A 16,960-nucleotide genomic window follows, 5' to 3' on the forward strand; every position below is an offset into this window, starting at 1 on the left:
CAACCGAATTGAACCCGGATGCGGGCAAGGTTATGGTGCGCGGGAAATCTGCGAGTGACAGGAATTGAGAATGACCGATACGCCCATCTCCGAGATGTCTTTCGAAGTCGCGATGCGCGAACTTGAACAAGTCGTGGGCAAGTTGGAGCGGGGTGATGTGGCGTTGGAAGACTCGATTACACTTTATGAACGTGGAGCTGAGCTAAAAAAACGATGCGAGGCCAAACTGCTAGAAGCAGAAGAAAAGGTCGCCGCGATTACACTGGATGCGGAGGGCCAGCCCACTGGCACGACGCCTGTTGACAGCCAGTAAAGCGAGATGCAGGACCGACGTGCCGATGTCGCCTCGCGGATAAAAACGCATTTGGAAATGGTGCTTTCGCCTTTTGGGGGCGGGAACGTGGCACAGGGTATGCGATACGCCACTTTGGGTGGAAAACGCGTGCGCGCGATGCTTGTTATGGAAAGCGCGCGGTTGCATGGTGTCAGTGACGACAGATCCATCTGGCCCGCGACAGGGATTGAAGCGATGCACGCCTACAGCCTTGTGCATGATGATCTGCCCTGCATGGATGACGACGACATGCGCCGGGGGCAGCCAACCGTGCATGTGAAATGGGATCAGGCAACGGCGGTTCTGGTTGGTGACGCATTGCAGTCTCTGGCATTTGAGCTGGTTGCTCATCCTGACGGTGCTGCAACACCCGAAGCGCGAGCGGAGCTGGTCTTGAAGCTCGCACGCGCGGCGGGTGGACAGGGGATGGTTCTGGGGCAGGCTCTTGATATCGCGGCGGAAACTGCGGATGTGCCATTGACGCTTGAAGAGATTACGATGTTGCAGTCGGGAAAGACCGGTGCCCTGATCGAATGGTCAGCCACTAGTGGTGCGGTCATGGCTGGCGCAGATATTACCCCGATGCAAATTTATGCACGCGCACTTGGTCTGGCGTTTCAGATACAGGATGACGTCATAGATGTCACCGGGTCGGCGGAAGCTGCTGGAAAGGCTGTCGGCAAAGATGCAGCCGCCGGAAAAGCCACTTTTGTCTCGCTTCTTGGTCTGGATGCGGCAAAAACCCGCGCTGCCCACCTTGTTGACCAGGCCTGTGACGCCTTATCTGTCTATGATAAAGATGCCGATACCTTGCGGCAGATCGCGCGCTTCGTTATTGCGCGAAAGACGTGAATAAACCTGGGTGAGCCCTTTATGCCAAACCGCCCCGAAACTCCGTTATTGGATCAGGTAGACAGCCCCGCTGACCTGAAGCGGCTCACGGATGCCGAATTGACCCGTCTGGCCCATGAGCTGCGGACTGAAACGATCAGCGCAGTGTCTGAAACCGGCGGACATCTGGGGGCTGGCCTTGGGGTGGTTGAGTTGACTGTTGCCCTGCATGCCGTTTTTGATGCGCCGCGCGACAAGATCATCTGGGATGTTAGCCATCAATGCTACCCGCACAAGATTCTGACCGGACGGCGTGATCGCATACGCACATTACGTCAAAAGGACGGGCTGAGCGGGTTCACCAAGAGGTCCGAGTCGCCCTACGACCCGTTTGGTGCGGCCCATAGCTCTACCTCCATCAGTGCAGCGCTTGGATTTGCCGTGGCTCGAGATCTGGGTGGTGTGTGCGAAACCGGGCACGGGGATGCGATTGCCGTGATTGGCGATGGCGCGATGAGTGCTGGCATGGCTTTTGAGGCGATGAACAATGCGGGCCATCTGAAACGCCGCCTGATCGTGATCCTGAACGACAATGAAATGTCGATTGCACCGCCCGTTGGCGCGCTGTCGAGCTATCTGTCGCGGCTCTACGCTGGAGAGCCGTTTCAGGAAATCAAAGCAGCCGCCAAAGGCGCGGTATCATTGTTGCCTGAACCGTTTCAGGAAGGTGCACGACGAGCCAAGGAAATGCTCAAGGGTATGGCTGTCGGCGGGACACTGTTCGAGGAATTGGGGTTTTCCTATGTCGGTCCGATCGACGGGCATGATATGGAACAGCTTCTGCCGGTGTTGCGCACGGTTCAGCAACGGGCGACAGGTCCGATCCTGATCCATGTGACAACCAAGAAGGGCAAGGGCTATGCGCCGGCCGAGGCCGCGCGCGACGGTGGTCATGCGACGGCAAAATTCGATCTGGCGACCGGTGAACAAAAGAAAGCGCCCTCGAACGCACCAAGCTACACCAAGGTTTTTGCAAAAGCTCTGTTGGATCATGCGGCGAAGGATGAAAGGATTTGTGCAATCACGGCGGCGATGCCGGATGGCACGGGCTTGGATTTGTTCGCCGAACGCTACCCCTCGCGCTGTTTTGACGTGGGCATCGCTGAACAACACGCCGTGACCTTCTCTGCCGGTCTAGCCGCAGGCGGTATGAAACCATTCTGCGCGCTTTATTCGACCTTCCTCCAACGCGGATACGATCAGGTTGTGCATGACGTGGCCATTCAGCGTCTGCCGGTGCGGTTCGCCATCGACAGGGCCGGTCTGGTAGGGGCCGACGGCGCTACACATGCTGGCAGCTATGACATTGCATATCTGGCCAACTTGCCGGGTTTCGTAGTGATGGCCGCGGCAGACGAAGCAGAATTGGTTCATATGGTTGCGACCGCAGCGGCACATGATAGTGGGCCGATAGCATTTCGCTATCCGCGCGGCGAGGGGCAGGGTGTCGAGATGCCCGAAAATGGCGAGGTTCTTAAGATCGGCAAAGGCCGAATTATCGCCAAGGGTGCGCGTGTCGCGCTTTTGTCATTCGGCACCCGTCTGGGCGAGGTGCAGAAAGCCGCCGAAGCGTTAAGCGCTCGCGGGTTAACCCCAACAATTGCCGATGCGCGTTTTGCCAAGCCGCTGGATGAAGAGATGATCCTGACACTTGCTGCGGAGCACGATGCATTGATCACCATCGAGGAAGGTGCGATTGGAGGGTTTGGCAGCCACGTGGCGCAATTGTTCGCGGAAAACGGCGTTTTCGATGCAGGTTTCAAATTCCGGTCGATGGTGCTGCCGGATATTTTCATTGATCAGGCCAGTCCCGAAGCCATGTATCAAACCGCCGGGTTGGACGCGAAAGAGATCGAGGCGAAGGTGCTTGAAGTGCTCGATATTGCTCAGATAGGTGACCGGCGCGCCTGAGTGTTTCCCGCTTGCATGACCTTTCCTAGAAAAGTTTCAGGTCCAGGCAATCAAGCGAAATTTCAATTTTTCTCTCGGGGTTTTGGGAGAGTATATGCGTCCAAACGGCGCTTTTAACACCGAGTGTGACGACATCTTTCGGACCCTTTTTGGCCTGGCCAATTACAAAGCCGCTGCATGCAACGATTTGTTCTCCGCTAGGGACCGTGATGAAAACGGGCATGCAATTGCTACCAAAATGCCGAAACTTCAGCTTTAGTTTAGCGCCTTGAGATAGCCGTACCTTCTTGTTTTCTAAATTGATTGCAATATCGGAATTCTTGACACTGCATTCCGCAATTCGATCAACAATTGCTTCTGCTGGGGTGGCCACCAAAGCCGTCAGAACTAGCAAAAAGCAACCATTTATCTTTCTCAATACCATTCGAAAGCTGTCTTTTAACAATTTTGCCCATCCATTGCTGCCCGCATGTGCTCAACCTACATTAAATGCTAGCGACGCTCGCAACACACTAGAATGTTGGTCGCATCGATAATGCTCTGGTTGCTTCCTAAAGGTTTTGAACCGATGACACTGCGAAAACTTAGAATTTTCTTGCTGAGTACATTTGCGTTGGTTGGCGTTGTCCCTGCGCTTGCGTTCGAGAGCAGTCAGGGTGATCTCAGCATCACCAAGATGGCGGAAGGATTTGATGAGCCCTGGAGTTTTGGTTTCCTGCCGGACGGCACCGTTCTGATCACAGAACGCTGGGGCACGCTTTGGCGGCATACAACCAGCGGGCAACATCAAGTGAGGGGAGTGCCAGAAGTCGTGTCGTCGGGGCAGGGCGGGCTGCTTGATGTTATGATCCCGCGTGATTTTGCTACGACGCGTCAAGTATTCCTGACCTATTCCAAGGCGCAGGACAGTGGGTCTGGCACTGCGCTGGCCGTCGCGCGGTTGTCGGAGAACGGGCAGAGATTGTTGGATTGGCAGGATCTGTTCGAAATGACAGAGGGATCATCAGGCGGCAGGCATTTTGGTAGCCGGATCGTTGAAGCGCCCGACGGGAAACTGTTCGTGACAATAGGCGAGCGAGGGGATCGCCCCTCTGCTCAGGACCTTGCGCGTGAAAATGGCTCGGTCATTCGGATCAACCGGGATGGCAGCGTTCCATCAGATAACCCATTTGTCGGCGTAGAGGATGCACAGCCGGAAATCTGGTCTTATGGGCACCGTAATCCGCAGGGGGCTACGCTTGATCAGGATGGCATGCTGTGGGTCAACGAGCATGGCGCCCGCGGAGGAGACGAGGTGAATCTTGTCCGCAAAGGAGCCAATTATGGTTGGCCAGTGATCTCTTACGGACGGCACTACACCGGCGGCAAGATCGGTGAGGGCACGACGAAACAGGGTATGGAGCAACCGCAATATTACTGGGATCCGTCAATCGCACCTTCTGGAATGATGATCTATTCCGGTAGGCTTTGGTCTGAATGGAAGGGGGACATTTTTGTCGGGTCACTCAAGTTCGACTACATCGCCCGATTGGAGGGTCAACCGCTTGATGAGGTCGAGCAGTTAAAATCTAATGAAACGGCGCGGGTGCGTGATATTCGTGAGGCGCCCGATGGTTCAATTTGGTTCCTTAGTGTCGGGCAAGGCGCACTATTCCGCATGTCGCCAAAGCCCTGAAATCAGACTGAAAGCCGCGCGGATTGGGCACCACGTTCGCGATAGGGCGTCGTATTGTAATGCGCGCGGTAGCATTTTGAAAAATGCGAGGGTGAGGCAAAACCGCAGGCCAAGGCGACGTTGATGACTGTCATATCCGTTTGCATCAGCAGGTTCCGCGCTTTTTGCAGGCGCAATTCCATGTAGTAGCGCTTGGGGCTGCGGTTCAGATAACGCCGGAACAGTCGTTCAAGCTGACGCGTGGACATGCCGACATCCTTGGCCAGCACCGAGGGGCTGATAGGCTCCTCGATATTGCTTTCCATCATCTGGATGACCTGGCTCAGTTTGGGGTGACGCACGCCAATGCGAGTGGGCACGCTAAGCCGCTGAGTATCCTGATCCGTGCGGATCGACGAATAGATCAACTGATCCGCAACGGAATTGGCCAGCTTTTCACCATGATCATCGGCAATGATCTTCAGCATCAAGTCAATCGAAGAAGTGCCACCGGCTGTCGTCATTCGATTGCCATCGACGACAAAAACCGATTTCGTTAGCTCGACATCTTCGAATTCCTCAAGGAAACTGTCGTGATTTTCCCAATGTATCGTCGCGCGCTTACCATCCAGCAAACCGGCTTTGGCCACCGTGTAGGCCGCCGTGCAAAGCCCGGCTACCTTGAGGCCGCGCCGTGCCTCGCGCCGAAGCCAGTTAAGAACTTTCTTGGTGGTTGCCGCTTGAACGTTGATGCCGCCGCAAATCATGACAACATCATCGCGCCGCAATTCATTCAGATCTATGTCCAACTTGAATTCTGCCCCGGCCGAACATGATATCGTCTCACCGCCTTCGCCGGCCAGAACCCATTCATACAGCGTTTCATCCGCCATTCTGTTGGCAATCCGCAGGCTTTCAACAGCGGCCGAGAAGCAAAGCAATGTAAAGTTGTCTAACAGCACAAAAACGAAGCGACGGGGCGCTTTGGCGGTCCTTTCGGTTGTCTTGGCTGTTTCCGGCTGCATTGCGTCCGAATCCCTATTTTCTGGCTTCCAGTTTGGCCTCATTTATCAATCTGTTGCAAATGACAAGAACTGGGATGGAAAATTGCGAAAATTCGTTAACTGACTATATGGCGTCTTGGGGGTCTGTTTAGTATAGACGGGTCTCGAAGTCTGAAAGCGGAGAAAGACGATGACTGAGTGGCAAAAATCTGATTGGCGCGCGAAACCGCGGGTTCAGATGCCCGAGTATACCAACGGTGCAGCCCTGAACAGGGTGGAATCCAAGCTTTCGCAATATCCTCCGCTGGTATTTGCAGGCGAAGCGCGACGGCTGAAAGCACAGCTTGGTGCGGCATCCCGTGGTGAGGCGTTTTTGTTGCAAGGCGGCGATTGTGCCGAAAGCTTTGAACAATTCAGTGCCGACGCAATCCGCGATACATTCAAGGTCATGCTGCAAATGGCTATGGTGCTGACCTATGGCGCCAAAGTACCGGTTGTGAAAGTTGGTCGGATGGCGGGACAATTCGCCAAACCGCGCAGCGCGCCCACAGAAGTGGTGAATGGTGTCGAACTGCCCAGCTACCGTGGTGACATCATCAATGAACTGGCCTTCACGCCCGAAGCACGTAGCCCGGACCCCGAAAAAATGTTGCAGGCCTATACCCAGGCTGCTGCGACGCTGAACTTGTTGCGGGCGTTTTCTACTGGTGGCTATGCGGATGTGCATCAGGTCCATTCCTGGACACTAGGCTTCACGGAAAGTGAAAAAGCTTCCCGCTACCGCGAGATGGCGAACAATATCAGCAACGCGCTTGATTTCATGAAAGCGGCGGGTGTGGACAGTGACCGCGCCCATACGTTGCAGACGGTTGACTTCTACACCAGTCACGAAAGCCTGCTGCTGGAATACGAAGAAGCGCTGACGCGGCTCGATTCCACATCGGGCAAATGGCTTGCAGGGTCCGGTCACATGATCTGGATCGGTGACCGAACGCGACAGCCTGATGGCGCGCATGTGGAATTCTGCCGCGGTGTTCAGAATCCGATCGGGCTTAAATGCGGGCCGTCGATGACATCTGATGATCTGAAGCAGTTGATGACCAAGCTGAACCCGCAAAATGAAGCCGGGAGGCTGACCCTTATTGCGCGGTTTGGCGCAGGCAATGTGGCTGAACATCTGCCGCGTCTGGTCAAGACCGTGCAAGAAGAGGGCGCAAACGTGGTTTGGGTTTGTGATGCAATGCACGGCAACACGATCAAGTCGTCTTCGGGGTACAAAACCCGACCGTTCGAGAGCGTTCTGCGCGAGGTTCGGGAATTCTTTGGTGTTCACAAAGCCGAAGGGACGATCCCGGGCGGTGTCCATTTCGAAATGACCGGACAGGACGTGACCGAATGTACCGGTGGCGTGCGCGCTGTCAGTGATGAAAACCTGTCAGATCGGTATCATACGGCGTGTGATCCGCGTCTGAACGCCAGCCAGTCGCTTGAATTGGCGTTCCTTGTGGCTGAGGAGTTATCGGCGCTGCGCCATGCTCGTGCCGAAGCGCAGGCCATCTGATAGAACAAAACACGGCATCTTAATAAGGTGCCGCGTTTGATTATTCTTCTTCGCCGGGTGGTACGAGCCGTAGATATGGCCGCTCACTTGGGTGCTGTGGCGGCACCGCCTGAAATGGCATTCCCGACTCGGCAAACCCATTTTCTGGCACCTCTTTTTCAGACTTCTGCACGGCTTCATGCTTACGCCCGGCGGCAACCTCAACACTATGGCCCGTGATATTGAAGCGCCTTGGTGTTCGACCAATCAGGCCATCAGTCAGAAAACAGCCCAAAGCGCGCGAAGTATCACCCAAGTCACTGCGCAGCGGCAAAAGCAGCAAAGTGCCTTTCAGTTTCCGACGGCCGACGCCTGCGGGTGAAACAAGGTTGATCTTCACGATTGCCGGACGGTCGAACACTTCAACCAGAAGTTCAGCCAGTTCATCCCGTTGCTCAGGGGCTATCAACGCGCTGATCGGCATGCCGCGCACTTCCATCCCCATCAGATCGCTAAGGTGGGTACCCGCAATGCGCAAGCGCGCCAGTCCCGGTGCGATCTTTTCAGCGATGAAGGCGTTTTCAAGCAGCGCTTCGATGCCACGCGGGTCGATATCGGTGCGGCGCGGCACATCGTGGCCTTTCCGCATGCTGGACCAATAGGCGACAAAAGCGGCAAGGCTCTTCTCTTTACCTCGGGTGCCGCTGTGCATCAGCGCTGCCTTACCGTAATTGATTTCGTCTTGCATATGTCACCCGATGATCCAAAGTTCACTACTGAATTGTAGCCGCTCGAGCCCGACTTGTCCGCGACTAAGACAATTATGACTCATTTTTATCATTTTTGCTCATAAAAAATCTGTACTTGGTTAACCGTGGGGACGCTTGCTTAGGGTAGCGATGCTTGCCTCTGTTCAGGTGAATGGCTAGGACGGTGCGGCATCTATGAGGAGAGCAGCGTGTTATACTCAATGACGGCTTTCGCATCCGGTAAAGGAGCGTTCGAAGCTTATTCCTGGGCCTGGGAATTGCGGAGCGTCAACGGCAAGGGGCTGGATCTTCGATTACGCGTCCCGGAATGGATCGAAGGGCTTGAAGTCGCCATTCGTGGTCGCTTGGGCAAGGCCGTATCGCGCGGCAATCTCGCACTGTCTTTAAGGATTCAATCCGAGGATCAAGCGGGCAGCCTGTCGGTCAATACCGGACAGCTTGATGACGTTCTAGGCGCAATGGCAGAGGTCGAGGCACAGGCAATGGACAGGGGGCTGTCGCTGGCACCTGCAAATGCGGCGGATGTACTGGCCGTCCGTGGCGTGCTTGAGGTTGGCAATGCCGATCAGGATACAAGCGGGCTGTGCAAGGCGCTGCTGGTGGATTTGGAACCCCTTCTTGAAAATTTCCTGAACATGCGTGCGGCAGAAGGTTCGGCGCTTGAGGCCGTTCTGGATGAACAGTTGCAGTCGATTGCCCGGCTGACGTCGGATGCCGCCGCCGCCGCTGATGCGCGAAAAGCTGAGATGGCAGATAATCTGCGCGCGCAATTGGTGCGGGTGCTGGAAAATAGTGACGGAGCAGACGAAACCCGTGTGGCACAGGAACTGGCGATGCTGTCGGTCAAGGCGGATGTCACGGAAGAGATTGACCGCCTGTCGGCTCATGTCAAAGCCGCGCGCGATTTGCTTGCGGCGGGGTCTCCGATTGGGCGAAAACTCGATTTTCTCAGCCAGGAATTCAACCGCGAAGCCAATACGATATGTTCAAAGGCGCAATCCGTCGCACTGACAACGATAGGGCTTGAGCTGAAAACGGTGATCGACCAGATGCGCGAACAAGTGCAGAATGTGGAATAGGGGACACTTATGACCAATCGACGCGGCTTGCTGATCATTCTGTCATCGCCGTCGGGTGCTGGCAAATCCACCCTGTCGCGGCGGTTGCGCGATTGGGATCCGACCGTCGAGTTTTCGGTCTCGGCCACCACGCGCACCCCGCGTGAGGGAGAAGTGGATGGGTATGATTACCATTTCTTAACTGAACAGACTTTTCAACGTGACGTGGCAGATGGCGGGATGCTGGAACATGCCCATGTCTTCGGCAATTTTTATGGCTCCCCCCGTGGCCCGGTGCAGGAGGCAATCGACAAGGGGCGTGATGTCCTCTTTGACATCGACTGGCAGGGCGCGCAGCAAATCCAGAACTCTGTTCTGGGCCAGCATACGTTGTCGATCTTCATACTGCCCCCCTCGATCAAGGAGTTGCATCGCCGACTGGAAAGTCGCGGACAGGATAGCGCCGAGGTGATTGCCAAACGTATGCGCAAAAGTTGGGATGAGATCAGCCATTGGGCGGAGTACGATTATGTGCTGATCAACGATGATCTTGATGAAACCGATGCAAAGCTGAAAAGCATCGTCACAGCGGCGCGGCTGAAGCGCATCCAACAACCGGGCCTCAACGCGCATGTAAAGAGACTTCATAGCGAATTTGAGGGCATGCAATGACGCTTTACGCACTGGACGGTCATCACCCGCAGACACCCGAGGATCAGGATTTCTGGGTCGCCCCCGGCGCCCATGTGATCGGCAAGGTAGTCTTGGAATCGGCAACCTCTGTCTGGTTTGGCAGCACGCTGCGTGGCGACAACGAGGTCATTACCATCGGCGCAGGCACCAACGTGCAGGAAAATACGGTCATGCACACCGATATGGGCTACCCGCTGACCATCGGTGCGGGCTGCACCATTGGCCACAAGGCGATGCTGCATGGCTGTATTCTGGGCGATAACACCCTGATCGGCATGGGGGCCACGGTGCTGAACGGCGCCCGAATCGGCAGTAACTGCCTGATCGGTGCAGGTGCGCTGATCACCGAGGGCAAGCAGATCCCCGATGGTTCGCTGGTGATGGGCGTGCCCGGCAAAGTGGTTCGGGAACTGGATGCGCAAGCCATCGAGGGGCTGAAGAAAAGCGCGCTGCACTACCAGCAGCGGATGCGCAGATTTCGCGAGGGGATCAAGGCGCTCTAACCCTGCGGATCAAAGGGCCACAACTGTGGCGTGCCCAGGATATAATCCGCGGCCCGCGCGGCGATCATCATGACCGGGGCGTTGAGGTTGGCACTGGTAATCTCGGGCAGCACCGATGCATCAACAACTCGCAGCCCGTCCAGGCCGTGAAGTTTCAACTCCGTATCCACGACCGACATGTCGTCATGCCGCATCTTGCAGGTGCAGGAGGGATGAAAGGCAGTCTCGACCCGGGCGCGCAGCAGGGTGTCGATCTCGCTATCCGATGTCAGGTCGCCTCCCGGCGACATCTCATCTTCGCGAAACGCATAAAAGGCTGGTTGCGCCACCATTCGCGCGCGTGATGAACGCCCTCTGTCATCTCTGCGATGTTGCGCCGGTCACTGAGGTAACCAAAGAACATCAGCGGGGCGCTTTGCGGTCTGCGGGCGCGGCCTCAAGCAGCAATACCTCGTGCCGCCCATACCGGCTCAGCGCTTCTGCCATCACGCAGCCTGCCGATCCGGCGCCGTCATTCAGGGTTTCCAACGCCTTCCCAACGGCTCACTAGTCATGAAATCCGGCCAGCCGATGAAGCGCTCGGCCAAATAGAGAAGGATGCAAAGCAGTATGATCCCCAGCACCAGTTTCACGCGACCTTCGCTTGGCGGGTTTTGCACCAACCGCTTCATCCGCAGAATCCAGCGGTAGCTCATGTATCGGTGAACCGCACCTTGCCGATACAGGGCAGATTCCGGTTTCTCTGGGCATAGTCGATCCCGTAACCGACCACGAATTCATCGGGTATCTCAAAACCCGTCCAATCGGCTTTGATATCTGCCTCGCGCCTCGATGGCTTGTCCAGCAGCGCGATGGTGCGCAGCTTGCGCGGATGACGGCTTTGTAACAGGTGCAGCACATGCGCCAGCGTATGGCCGGTATCCACGATGTCCTCGACAACCAGCACGTCGCGACCCTCGATCTCGCCTCGGATATCTTTGAGAATACGCACCTCGCGGCTGCTTTCCATGGCGTTGCCGTAGGATGAGGTTTCCAGAAAATCGACTTCGACATTCATGTCCAGTTCGCGCACCAGATCGGCGATGAACACGAAAGAGCCGCGCAACAGCCCAACCACCACCAATTGGTCGCAATCCGAGAAGTCGGCTTTGATCTCATCCGCCAGCGCCTCGATCCGCGCCGCGATTGATTTGGCCGAGATCATCTGGTCGATCACATATGGACGATCCGGCATGACACACCCCTTGCACTTTTGCTGCCAGTCTATGAAATAGCGCGCTACTGTCACGCCAAAAATTCGCAATCCCAAAGTTCACAAGTCCCATGCCCACCCATTCCGAGACACGCCACTTACCGTTTGAAGCCCGGCAGATGTATGATCTGGTGGCGGATGTTGCGCGCTACCCTGAATTCCTGCCCTGGACAGCCGCCGCCAGGGTGCGATCGGTGACCCCGCAGGATGACGGATCACAGGTGATGGATGCCGATCTGGTGATCAGTTTCAAACTCTTCCGCGAGCGATTTCGCAGCCGGGTGGTGCTGTGGCCTGATGATCTCAAAATCGACACGGAATATCTGGACGGGCCGTTCAAATACATGAAATCGAACTGGGCATTTGCCGAGGCCGAAAATGGTTGCGACATATCGTTCTTTGTTGATTTCGAGTTTCGCAATCGCCTGCTGCAAAAAGCAGCGGGGCTTTTCTTTTACGAGGCGATGCAGCGTATCGTGCGTGCCTTCGAGGACCGGGCACGGCAATTGCACGGACCGCACGCATCGGCCTGAACGAAGGGGTTTCATTGTTGATCGCGCAACGACTGGCAGAGTTTTCGGCCATCCAAAGCCTGCCCCGACCGGCGATGGATGTGATGCGCCTGTCGCTGCTGGATTGGTGTGCGGTCGGGGTGGCTGGCCGTGATGAACCCGTGGCAAAAATTCTGCGGGATCAGGCGGTTGAGGAAGGCGGCGCGCCCCAGGCTGCGCTGATCGGAAGCAATGTGCGCATTCCGGCCCGCGCCGCGGCACTGGTCAATGGCGCAACAAGCCATGCGCTCGATTACGACGACACCCATTTTGCCCATATCGGCCACCCATCGGTTGCCGTGCTCCCAGCTGCTCTGGCGACCGCGCAGCTTTGCAACGCGTCGGGGCAAGCGTTGCAGGAGGCGGCTCTGATTGGTGCCGAAGCCTCGATCCGGGTGGGCCTGTGGTTGGGGCGCGCGCATTATCAGGCCGGATTTCACCAAACCGCGACCGCCGGGGCCTTCGGGGCCTGCCTGTCTGCCTGTCGTTTGCTAGGCTTGGATCTGGCACAGACCGTCTTGGCGCTTGGTCTGGTTTCGACCCGTGCGTCTGGGCTCAAATCGCAATTCGGGACGATGGGCAAGCCGATGAACGCCGGCATCGCCGCTGCCAACGGGGTTGAGGCCGCGTTGCTGGCGCAGCGCGGTTTTGTCAGCAGGGACGATGCGCTTGACGGCCTGCAAGGGTTTGGCCCGACACATCACGGCGAAGGCAGCGAAAGCGCCTGGGACGGGCTGGGACAAAGCTGGCTCTTTGAAACCGTTAGCCACAAGTTTCACGCCTGTTGCCACGGGCTGCATGCGATGCTTGAGGCGCTGACGCCACAAATCGGCATTCCTGTTCATGACATCGATCGTGTTGAAATCATGACCCATTCCCGATGGCTGTCTGTCTGTAACATCGAGGTTCCGAAAACCGGTCTGGAGGCCAAGTTCAGCTATCGGCTGACCGCCGCGATGCGCCTGGCGGGGTATGACACCAGCTTGCCGGACAGCTTCAATGACCGCCTTTGCCGGGATGAGTCGCTGGTTGCGCTGCGCGACAGGGTTAGGGTGTCGGCGCAGGAAACGCTCAGTGAAATGCAGGCGCATGTGGTTCTGCACACCATTCATGGGACGAAACACGAACTGACGCACGATCTGGATGCGCCGCTGCCCTATGCTGATCGCGAGGTGCGTTTACGGGCCAAAGCCACTGCGCTGATCGGGCTGGACAGGGCCGAAAAGCTCTGGCGAATGATCTCTGACGCCGCCCCGCCCGATACGATTGCAAGTGCTATATCCAACTGAAAACGGGTCCGTGATCGGACCCGCCGCTTGCCGATGCATCGCGATTGTTCAGCTTGTCATGTCATATGCCCGTTCGCCGTGAACTTCGAGGTCCAGACCGTTGGTTTCCGTCTCGAGATCCACCCGCAGAGGCGTCAGAAGACCGACCAATTTGACCAGCACAATCGTGACGATGCAGGTGAAAACCCCAACGATTACAAGCGATCCCAGCTGCGCCGCCCAGTTTCCGGCGCCGAATGCCGCGATCATGATCGTGCCGAAGATACCGCCGACACCGTGAACGGCAAAGACATCCAGCGTGTCGTCGATCTGTAGCTTTTCGCGGATCGTGATGACGGCCTCCTGGCACAGGATACCGGCGACCGCGCCAATAATCAGCGCTTCAACCGGGCCGACAAAGCCACTGGCGGGTGTGATTGACGCCAGCCCCGCGATGGTGCCCGTCACCATGCCCACAAGGGACGCCTTGCCAAACTTGATCCGTTCCCACAGCGCCCAGGAAAGCGAGGCGGTGGCGGCCGAGATATGCGTGACGGTCAGCGCCATCGCAGCACCACCATCCGCAGCCAGTTGCGAGCCACCGTTGAAGCCGAACCACCCCACCCAGAGCATCGCTGCGCCAATCATCACGAAGCCGGGGCTGTGCGGCGGCGTTGTGCGGTTTTTGCGAGGGCCGAGGAAGACGGCGATGATCAACGCCGCAAGGCCCGCGGTCTCATGCACAACGATGCCGCCCGCGAAATCCCGGACACCGGTTTCGCCAAAGATGCCGCCATCTGCTAGAAAGCCGCCGCCCCAGATCCAATGGGTGACGGGCGCATAGCACAGCAGCATCCAAAGCCCTGAAAACATAAGAACAAACCCAAAACCAATACGCTCGACATAGGCCCCCACTATCAGCGCAGGCGTGATGATCGCAAAGGTCATCTGGAACGCAAAGAACAGAACCTCGGGCAAGCTGCCGGACAGCGTGTCGGCAGTAATGCCGGACAGGAACGCCTTGCCTAGACCGCCCCAGACCGCGCCGCCATCGCCGAAGGCAATCGAATAGCCAAAGGCAAACCATAGGACGCTCATCAGACAGGCAATCGCGTAACACTGCATGAAAACGCTGAGCACGTTTCGGGCGCGCACGAGGCCACCGTAGAAAAGTGCCAGGCCGGGGAGGGTCATGAATAAGACAAGTGCCGTGGCGACGATGATCCAGGCTGTGTCTGCTCCGTTCATATCTCTTTCCTCTGTGCTGAGATTTTGGACATTTCGCGGGTGAGAAAGCCAAATTTCAGAGCGTTAGAAAGAAATCAGGGGTAATTTGCCGGCAAAGAGGTCAGAAATACCGGAAAATGCACCGGAATTAGGCGGATTTGATGTGGATGCCTAATTTTGCGTCAGAGTTGGTCTGTCGCCTCTGCCAGCAATTTCAGCGCATGTTCGGTGCTGGCGTCGCGGACCCTGCTGCGGCCAAGGGCGCCGAATTCGACAGTATGTGCCGTGGCGCTGGTTTTGGTGGCAATACCGAAACAGACACGGCCCTCGGGTTTGAATTCCGATCCGCCGGGTCCGGCGATGCCGGTAATGGAAACGGCGATGTCCACGGCGGCATTTTTCAATGCGCCCCGGGCCATTTCAAAGGCGGTTTCCTCGGCCACCGCGCCATGGGTTTCTAGCGTTGTGGGGGATACGCCCAGCATGTGAATTTTTGCGTTATTTGAATAGGTTACGAAGCCACATTCAACCACGTCCGATGATCCCGGAATATCGGTCAGAGCGGCCGCGACCATGCCACCGGTGCAGCTTTCGGCCGTGGCAAATCTCAGCCCCTTTTCGCGAGCTTTTTGCAGCAGGTCAGCGATGTTCATATCGCCAGTATCCCATGTGCCGCGCCGGCCAGAAGGGCGACGCCGATGGCGGCGAAAACACCGGCGATGATGTCGTCGAGCATGACGCCCAAGGCATCGCCACGGCGGTCGGCCCAGCCGATGGGGCCGGGCTTGAGAATGTCGAAGAGACGGAAGAGCAGGAAGGCAGAAATCCAACCGGGCCAAAGACTTAGGATATCTGCATCGACATGGGAGGCGCCAAGCGACAGGGGCAGGATGGCGATCCACTGGCCCGCAACCTCATCAATCACGATCTCGGACGGGTCGTGATCTCCTTTTCCCTTTGTTTCCAGAGAGGTAGCCCACCAACCTGATGCAAACGCCACCAGAATGCCGATGATCAACAGGGGCGTGCCCCCGATCATATGCAGCAGCCAGCCCACCGGTAACGCCGCAAGGGAGCCCCAGGTGCCAGGGGCCGGGCGCAAGTGGCCGACCCAGAAAAACGTTGCAATCGAATGGGTTAGCATGCTCATGATCGCACCAGCGTGGCGATGGCCTGGGCCGCGATCCCTTCGCCCCGACCGGTGAAGCCGAGTCGCTCGGACGTGGTGGCCTTGACCGAGATGCGATCAATTTCCACGGATGTGATGTCTGAAAGGGTCTGCCGCATGGCATCGGCATGGTGCCCGATCTTGGGGTGTTCGCAGATCAGGGTGACGTCCATGCTGCTGATTTTAAACCCTTTTTCCGTCGCCAGATCAGAGGCGTGCCGCAGGAAAATATGGCTTTCGGCACCTTTCCACTGGGGATCGGACGGGGGGAAATGCCGCCCGATATCACCCGCTGCCATTGCACCATATATGGCGTCGGTGAGCGCGTGCATGCCAACATCTGCATCTGAATGTCCTTGAAGCCCGCGATCATGGGGCAGTTTCACGCCGCAGAGAACCACGTGGTCCCCGGGGCCGAAACGGTGGACATCGTAACCTGAGCCTGTGCGTATATCCATTTGACCTTGCAATATTTTTTCGGCCCGTACGAAATCCTCGGGCGTGGTGATCTTGAGGTTATTCTCGTCGCCGTCAATGATCGTCACCTCGATCCCGGCGGCACGGGCGACCTCGACATCATCGGCGGCATCGCCCTGGTAGGCGCGGTGGGCCGCAAGAATATCTTTGAAAACAAAGCCTTGCGGTGTTTGCGCACGATAAAGACCGGTGCGGTCCTGGGTGCCGCTGACCGTGCCATCCGCGCCATGCCAGAGCGCGTCGGTGACCGGCAGGGCCGGAGCGACGGCGGTGCGGGTTTCCAGAGTTGCAACAGTGTAAACAATGTACGCGGATTGTGTACACATTCGCGCGACGTCGTGGATCAGCACATGAGTCACGTCGGACCCGTCGAGAAACTCCAGCCCGCTCAGCACCGAGGCGACCCGGGTGGCACCGCCTGTCGTAACCTCGACCCGGTCGGTTGGCGCGAAACGGTCGAGATCGTCGGGATGCAGGACCACCACGATACTGTCGATCCCGGCGGCGTTCAGGAAGGCATCGACCGTCCAGTCGATCACCCGCTTTCCGGCCACGACCTGCCATTGCTTGGGCAGATCGCCCCCGGCGCGGGTGCCGCGACCGGCGGCGACGATGATGGCGGCGGTTCTCATGCCCTCTGATTACGGCGCGATGTGAAT

At 57.3% G+C, this 16,960-nt stretch carries 21 protein-coding genes; 10 read left to right on the plus strand and 11 right to left on the minus strand.

The annotated features are described in order from the left end of the window. Positions 1-70 precede the first annotated feature (70 nt). Genes Q1B27_RS01820 through dxs form a run of 3 tightly spaced genes read left to right on the plus strand, consistent with a single transcriptional unit; the run spans position 71 to position 3,136 of the window. Positions 71-313: an exodeoxyribonuclease VII small subunit gene (locus Q1B27_RS01820; RefSeq protein WP_299842749.1), complete on the plus strand. Its 243-nt coding sequence runs from the start codon at positions 71-73 to the stop codon at positions 311-313. Positions 314-319: 6 nt separating this feature from the next. Beyond that, entirely contained in the window at positions 320-1,186 is an 867-nt protein-coding gene (locus tag Q1B27_RS01825; protein WP_299842752.1) for a polyprenyl synthetase family protein, read from the plus strand. Between the two features lie 21 nt (positions 1,187-1,207). Next, positions 1,208-3,136: a 1-deoxy-D-xylulose-5-phosphate synthase gene (gene dxs, locus Q1B27_RS01830; RefSeq protein WP_299842755.1), complete on the plus strand. Its 1,929-nt coding sequence runs from the start codon at positions 1,208-1,210 to the stop codon at positions 3,134-3,136. A 25-nt stretch (positions 3,137-3,161) separates the two neighbouring features. Here dxs and Q1B27_RS01835 read toward each other — a convergent pair whose 3' ends face one another. Continuing rightward, positions 3,162-3,560, minus strand: coding sequence for a hypothetical protein (locus Q1B27_RS01835; RefSeq protein ID WP_299842758.1), 399 nt, complete (start codon positions 3,558-3,560; stop codon positions 3,162-3,164). Positions 3,561-3,704: 144 nt separating this feature from the next. Here Q1B27_RS01835 and Q1B27_RS01840 point away from each other — a divergent pair, with 144 nt between their 5' ends. After that, entirely contained in the window at positions 3,705-4,811 is a 1,107-nt protein-coding gene (locus Q1B27_RS01840; RefSeq protein WP_299842761.1) for a PQQ-dependent sugar dehydrogenase, read from the plus strand. Between the two features lie 2 nt (positions 4,812-4,813). Here the strand turns inward: Q1B27_RS01840 and Q1B27_RS01845 are convergent, their stop codons facing one another. Beyond that, positions 4,814-5,815 carry a GlxA family transcriptional regulator gene (locus tag Q1B27_RS01845; protein WP_299842764.1) on the minus strand — a complete coding sequence of 334 codons (1,002 nt, stop codon included), beginning with the start codon at positions 5,813-5,815 and terminating at the stop codon, positions 4,814-4,816. A gap of 169 nt (positions 5,816-5,984) precedes the next feature. Here Q1B27_RS01845 and Q1B27_RS01850 point away from each other — a divergent pair, with 169 nt between their 5' ends. Next, positions 5,985-7,355: a class II 3-deoxy-7-phosphoheptulonate synthase gene (locus tag Q1B27_RS01850; protein ID WP_299842767.1), complete on the plus strand. Its 1,371-nt coding sequence runs from the start codon at positions 5,985-5,987 to the stop codon at positions 7,353-7,355. Between the two features lie 40 nt (positions 7,356-7,395). On the opposite strand, the gene Q1B27_RS01855 is transcribed toward Q1B27_RS01850, so the two are convergent. Further along, on the minus strand, positions 7,396-8,082 hold the full coding sequence (locus Q1B27_RS01855) for a PAS domain-containing protein (protein ID WP_299842770.1): 687 nt from the start codon (positions 8,080-8,082) through the stop codon (positions 7,396-7,398). Positions 8,083-8,304: 222 nt separating this feature from the next. Between Q1B27_RS01855 and Q1B27_RS01860 the strand changes: the two genes are divergently transcribed. From Q1B27_RS01860 to Q1B27_RS01870, 3 genes are read left to right on the plus strand one after another with little or no spacing between them, the layout of a single operon-like run. Further along, complete coding sequence (locus tag Q1B27_RS01860; protein ID WP_299844830.1) at positions 8,305-9,183, plus strand: YicC/YloC family endoribonuclease; 879 nt, start codon at positions 8,305-8,307, stop codon at positions 9,181-9,183. 9 nt (positions 9,184-9,192) lie between these two features. Then, the gene (gene gmk / locus Q1B27_RS01865; RefSeq protein ID WP_299842771.1) at positions 9,193-9,834 is read left to right on the plus strand and encodes a guanylate kinase; all 642 of its coding nucleotides are present in this window, start codon (positions 9,193-9,195) and stop codon (positions 9,832-9,834) included. Then, positions 9,831-10,358: a gamma carbonic anhydrase family protein gene (locus Q1B27_RS01870; protein ID WP_299842774.1), complete on the plus strand. Its 528-nt coding sequence runs from the start codon at positions 9,831-9,833 to the stop codon at positions 10,356-10,358. Before gmk ends, Q1B27_RS01870 begins: the two co-directional genes overlap by 4 nt. On the opposite strand, the gene Q1B27_RS01875 is transcribed toward Q1B27_RS01870, so the two are convergent. From Q1B27_RS01875 to hpt, 4 genes are all read right to left on the minus strand, one after another. Next, positions 10,355-10,690, minus strand: a complete 336-nt coding sequence (locus Q1B27_RS01875; protein WP_299842776.1) for a GMC oxidoreductase — start codon at positions 10,688-10,690, stop codon at positions 10,355-10,357. The genes Q1B27_RS01870 and Q1B27_RS01875 overlap by 4 nt on opposite strands. A 70-nt stretch (positions 10,691-10,760) precedes the next feature. Continuing rightward, positions 10,761-10,886, minus strand: a complete 126-nt coding sequence (locus tag Q1B27_RS01880; protein WP_299842779.1) for an NAD(P)-binding protein — start codon at positions 10,884-10,886, stop codon at positions 10,761-10,763. After that, positions 10,874-11,053, minus strand: a complete 180-nt coding sequence (locus Q1B27_RS01885; RefSeq protein WP_299842781.1) for a hypothetical protein — start codon at positions 11,051-11,053, stop codon at positions 10,874-10,876. Before Q1B27_RS01885 ends, Q1B27_RS01880 begins: the two co-directional genes overlap by 13 nt. Beyond that, a complete protein-coding gene (gene hpt / locus Q1B27_RS01890; RefSeq protein WP_299842783.1) occupies positions 11,050-11,592 on the minus strand; it encodes a hypoxanthine phosphoribosyltransferase in 543 nt (180 codons plus the stop codon). Before hpt ends, Q1B27_RS01885 begins: the two co-directional genes overlap by 4 nt. 89 nt (positions 11,593-11,681) lie before the next feature. On the opposite strand from hpt, the gene Q1B27_RS01895 reads away from it, so the two are divergent. Together Q1B27_RS01895 and Q1B27_RS01900 are read left to right on the plus strand one after the other, a co-directional pair. Further along, positions 11,682-12,143 (plus strand): type II toxin-antitoxin system RatA family toxin, encoded by a 462-nt coding sequence (locus Q1B27_RS01895; RefSeq protein WP_299842786.1) that lies wholly within the window; start codon positions 11,682-11,684, stop codon positions 12,141-12,143. 17 nt (positions 12,144-12,160) lie between these two features. After that, positions 12,161-13,450, plus strand: coding sequence for an MmgE/PrpD family protein (locus Q1B27_RS01900; protein WP_367181318.1), 1,290 nt, complete (start codon positions 12,161-12,163; stop codon positions 13,448-13,450). Between the two features lie 48 nt (positions 13,451-13,498). Here the strand turns inward: Q1B27_RS01900 and Q1B27_RS01905 are convergent, their stop codons facing one another. The 4 genes from Q1B27_RS01905 to Q1B27_RS01920 all read right to left on the minus strand — a co-directional run bounded on the left by Q1B27_RS01905 (position 13,499) and on the right by Q1B27_RS01920 (position 16,933). Beyond that, positions 13,499-14,677: an ammonium transporter gene (locus Q1B27_RS01905; protein WP_299842789.1), complete on the minus strand. Its 1,179-nt coding sequence runs from the start codon at positions 14,675-14,677 to the stop codon at positions 13,499-13,501. A 161-nt stretch (positions 14,678-14,838) separates the two neighbouring features. Next, a complete protein-coding gene (locus Q1B27_RS01910; protein ID WP_299842792.1) occupies positions 14,839-15,309 on the minus strand; it encodes a CinA family protein in 471 nt (156 codons plus the stop codon). Further along, positions 15,306-15,806 carry a phosphatidylglycerophosphatase A gene (locus Q1B27_RS01915; RefSeq protein WP_299842794.1) on the minus strand — a complete coding sequence of 167 codons (501 nt, stop codon included), beginning with the start codon at positions 15,804-15,806 and terminating at the stop codon, positions 15,306-15,308. Before Q1B27_RS01915 ends, Q1B27_RS01910 begins: the two co-directional genes overlap by 4 nt. Further along, entirely contained in the window at positions 15,803-16,933 is a 1,131-nt protein-coding gene (locus Q1B27_RS01920; RefSeq protein WP_299842797.1) for a bifunctional 2-C-methyl-D-erythritol 4-phosphate cytidylyltransferase/2-C-methyl-D-erythritol 2,4-cyclodiphosphate synthase, read from the minus strand. The genes Q1B27_RS01915 and Q1B27_RS01920 overlap by 4 nt, the downstream gene beginning before the upstream one ends. Positions 16,934-16,960: the final 27 nt, after the last annotated feature.

The organism is uncultured Roseovarius sp., from assembly GCF_947489715.1.
In the GTDB taxonomy this organism is placed as follows: domain Bacteria; phylum Pseudomonadota; class Alphaproteobacteria; order Rhodobacterales; family Rhodobacteraceae; genus Roseovarius.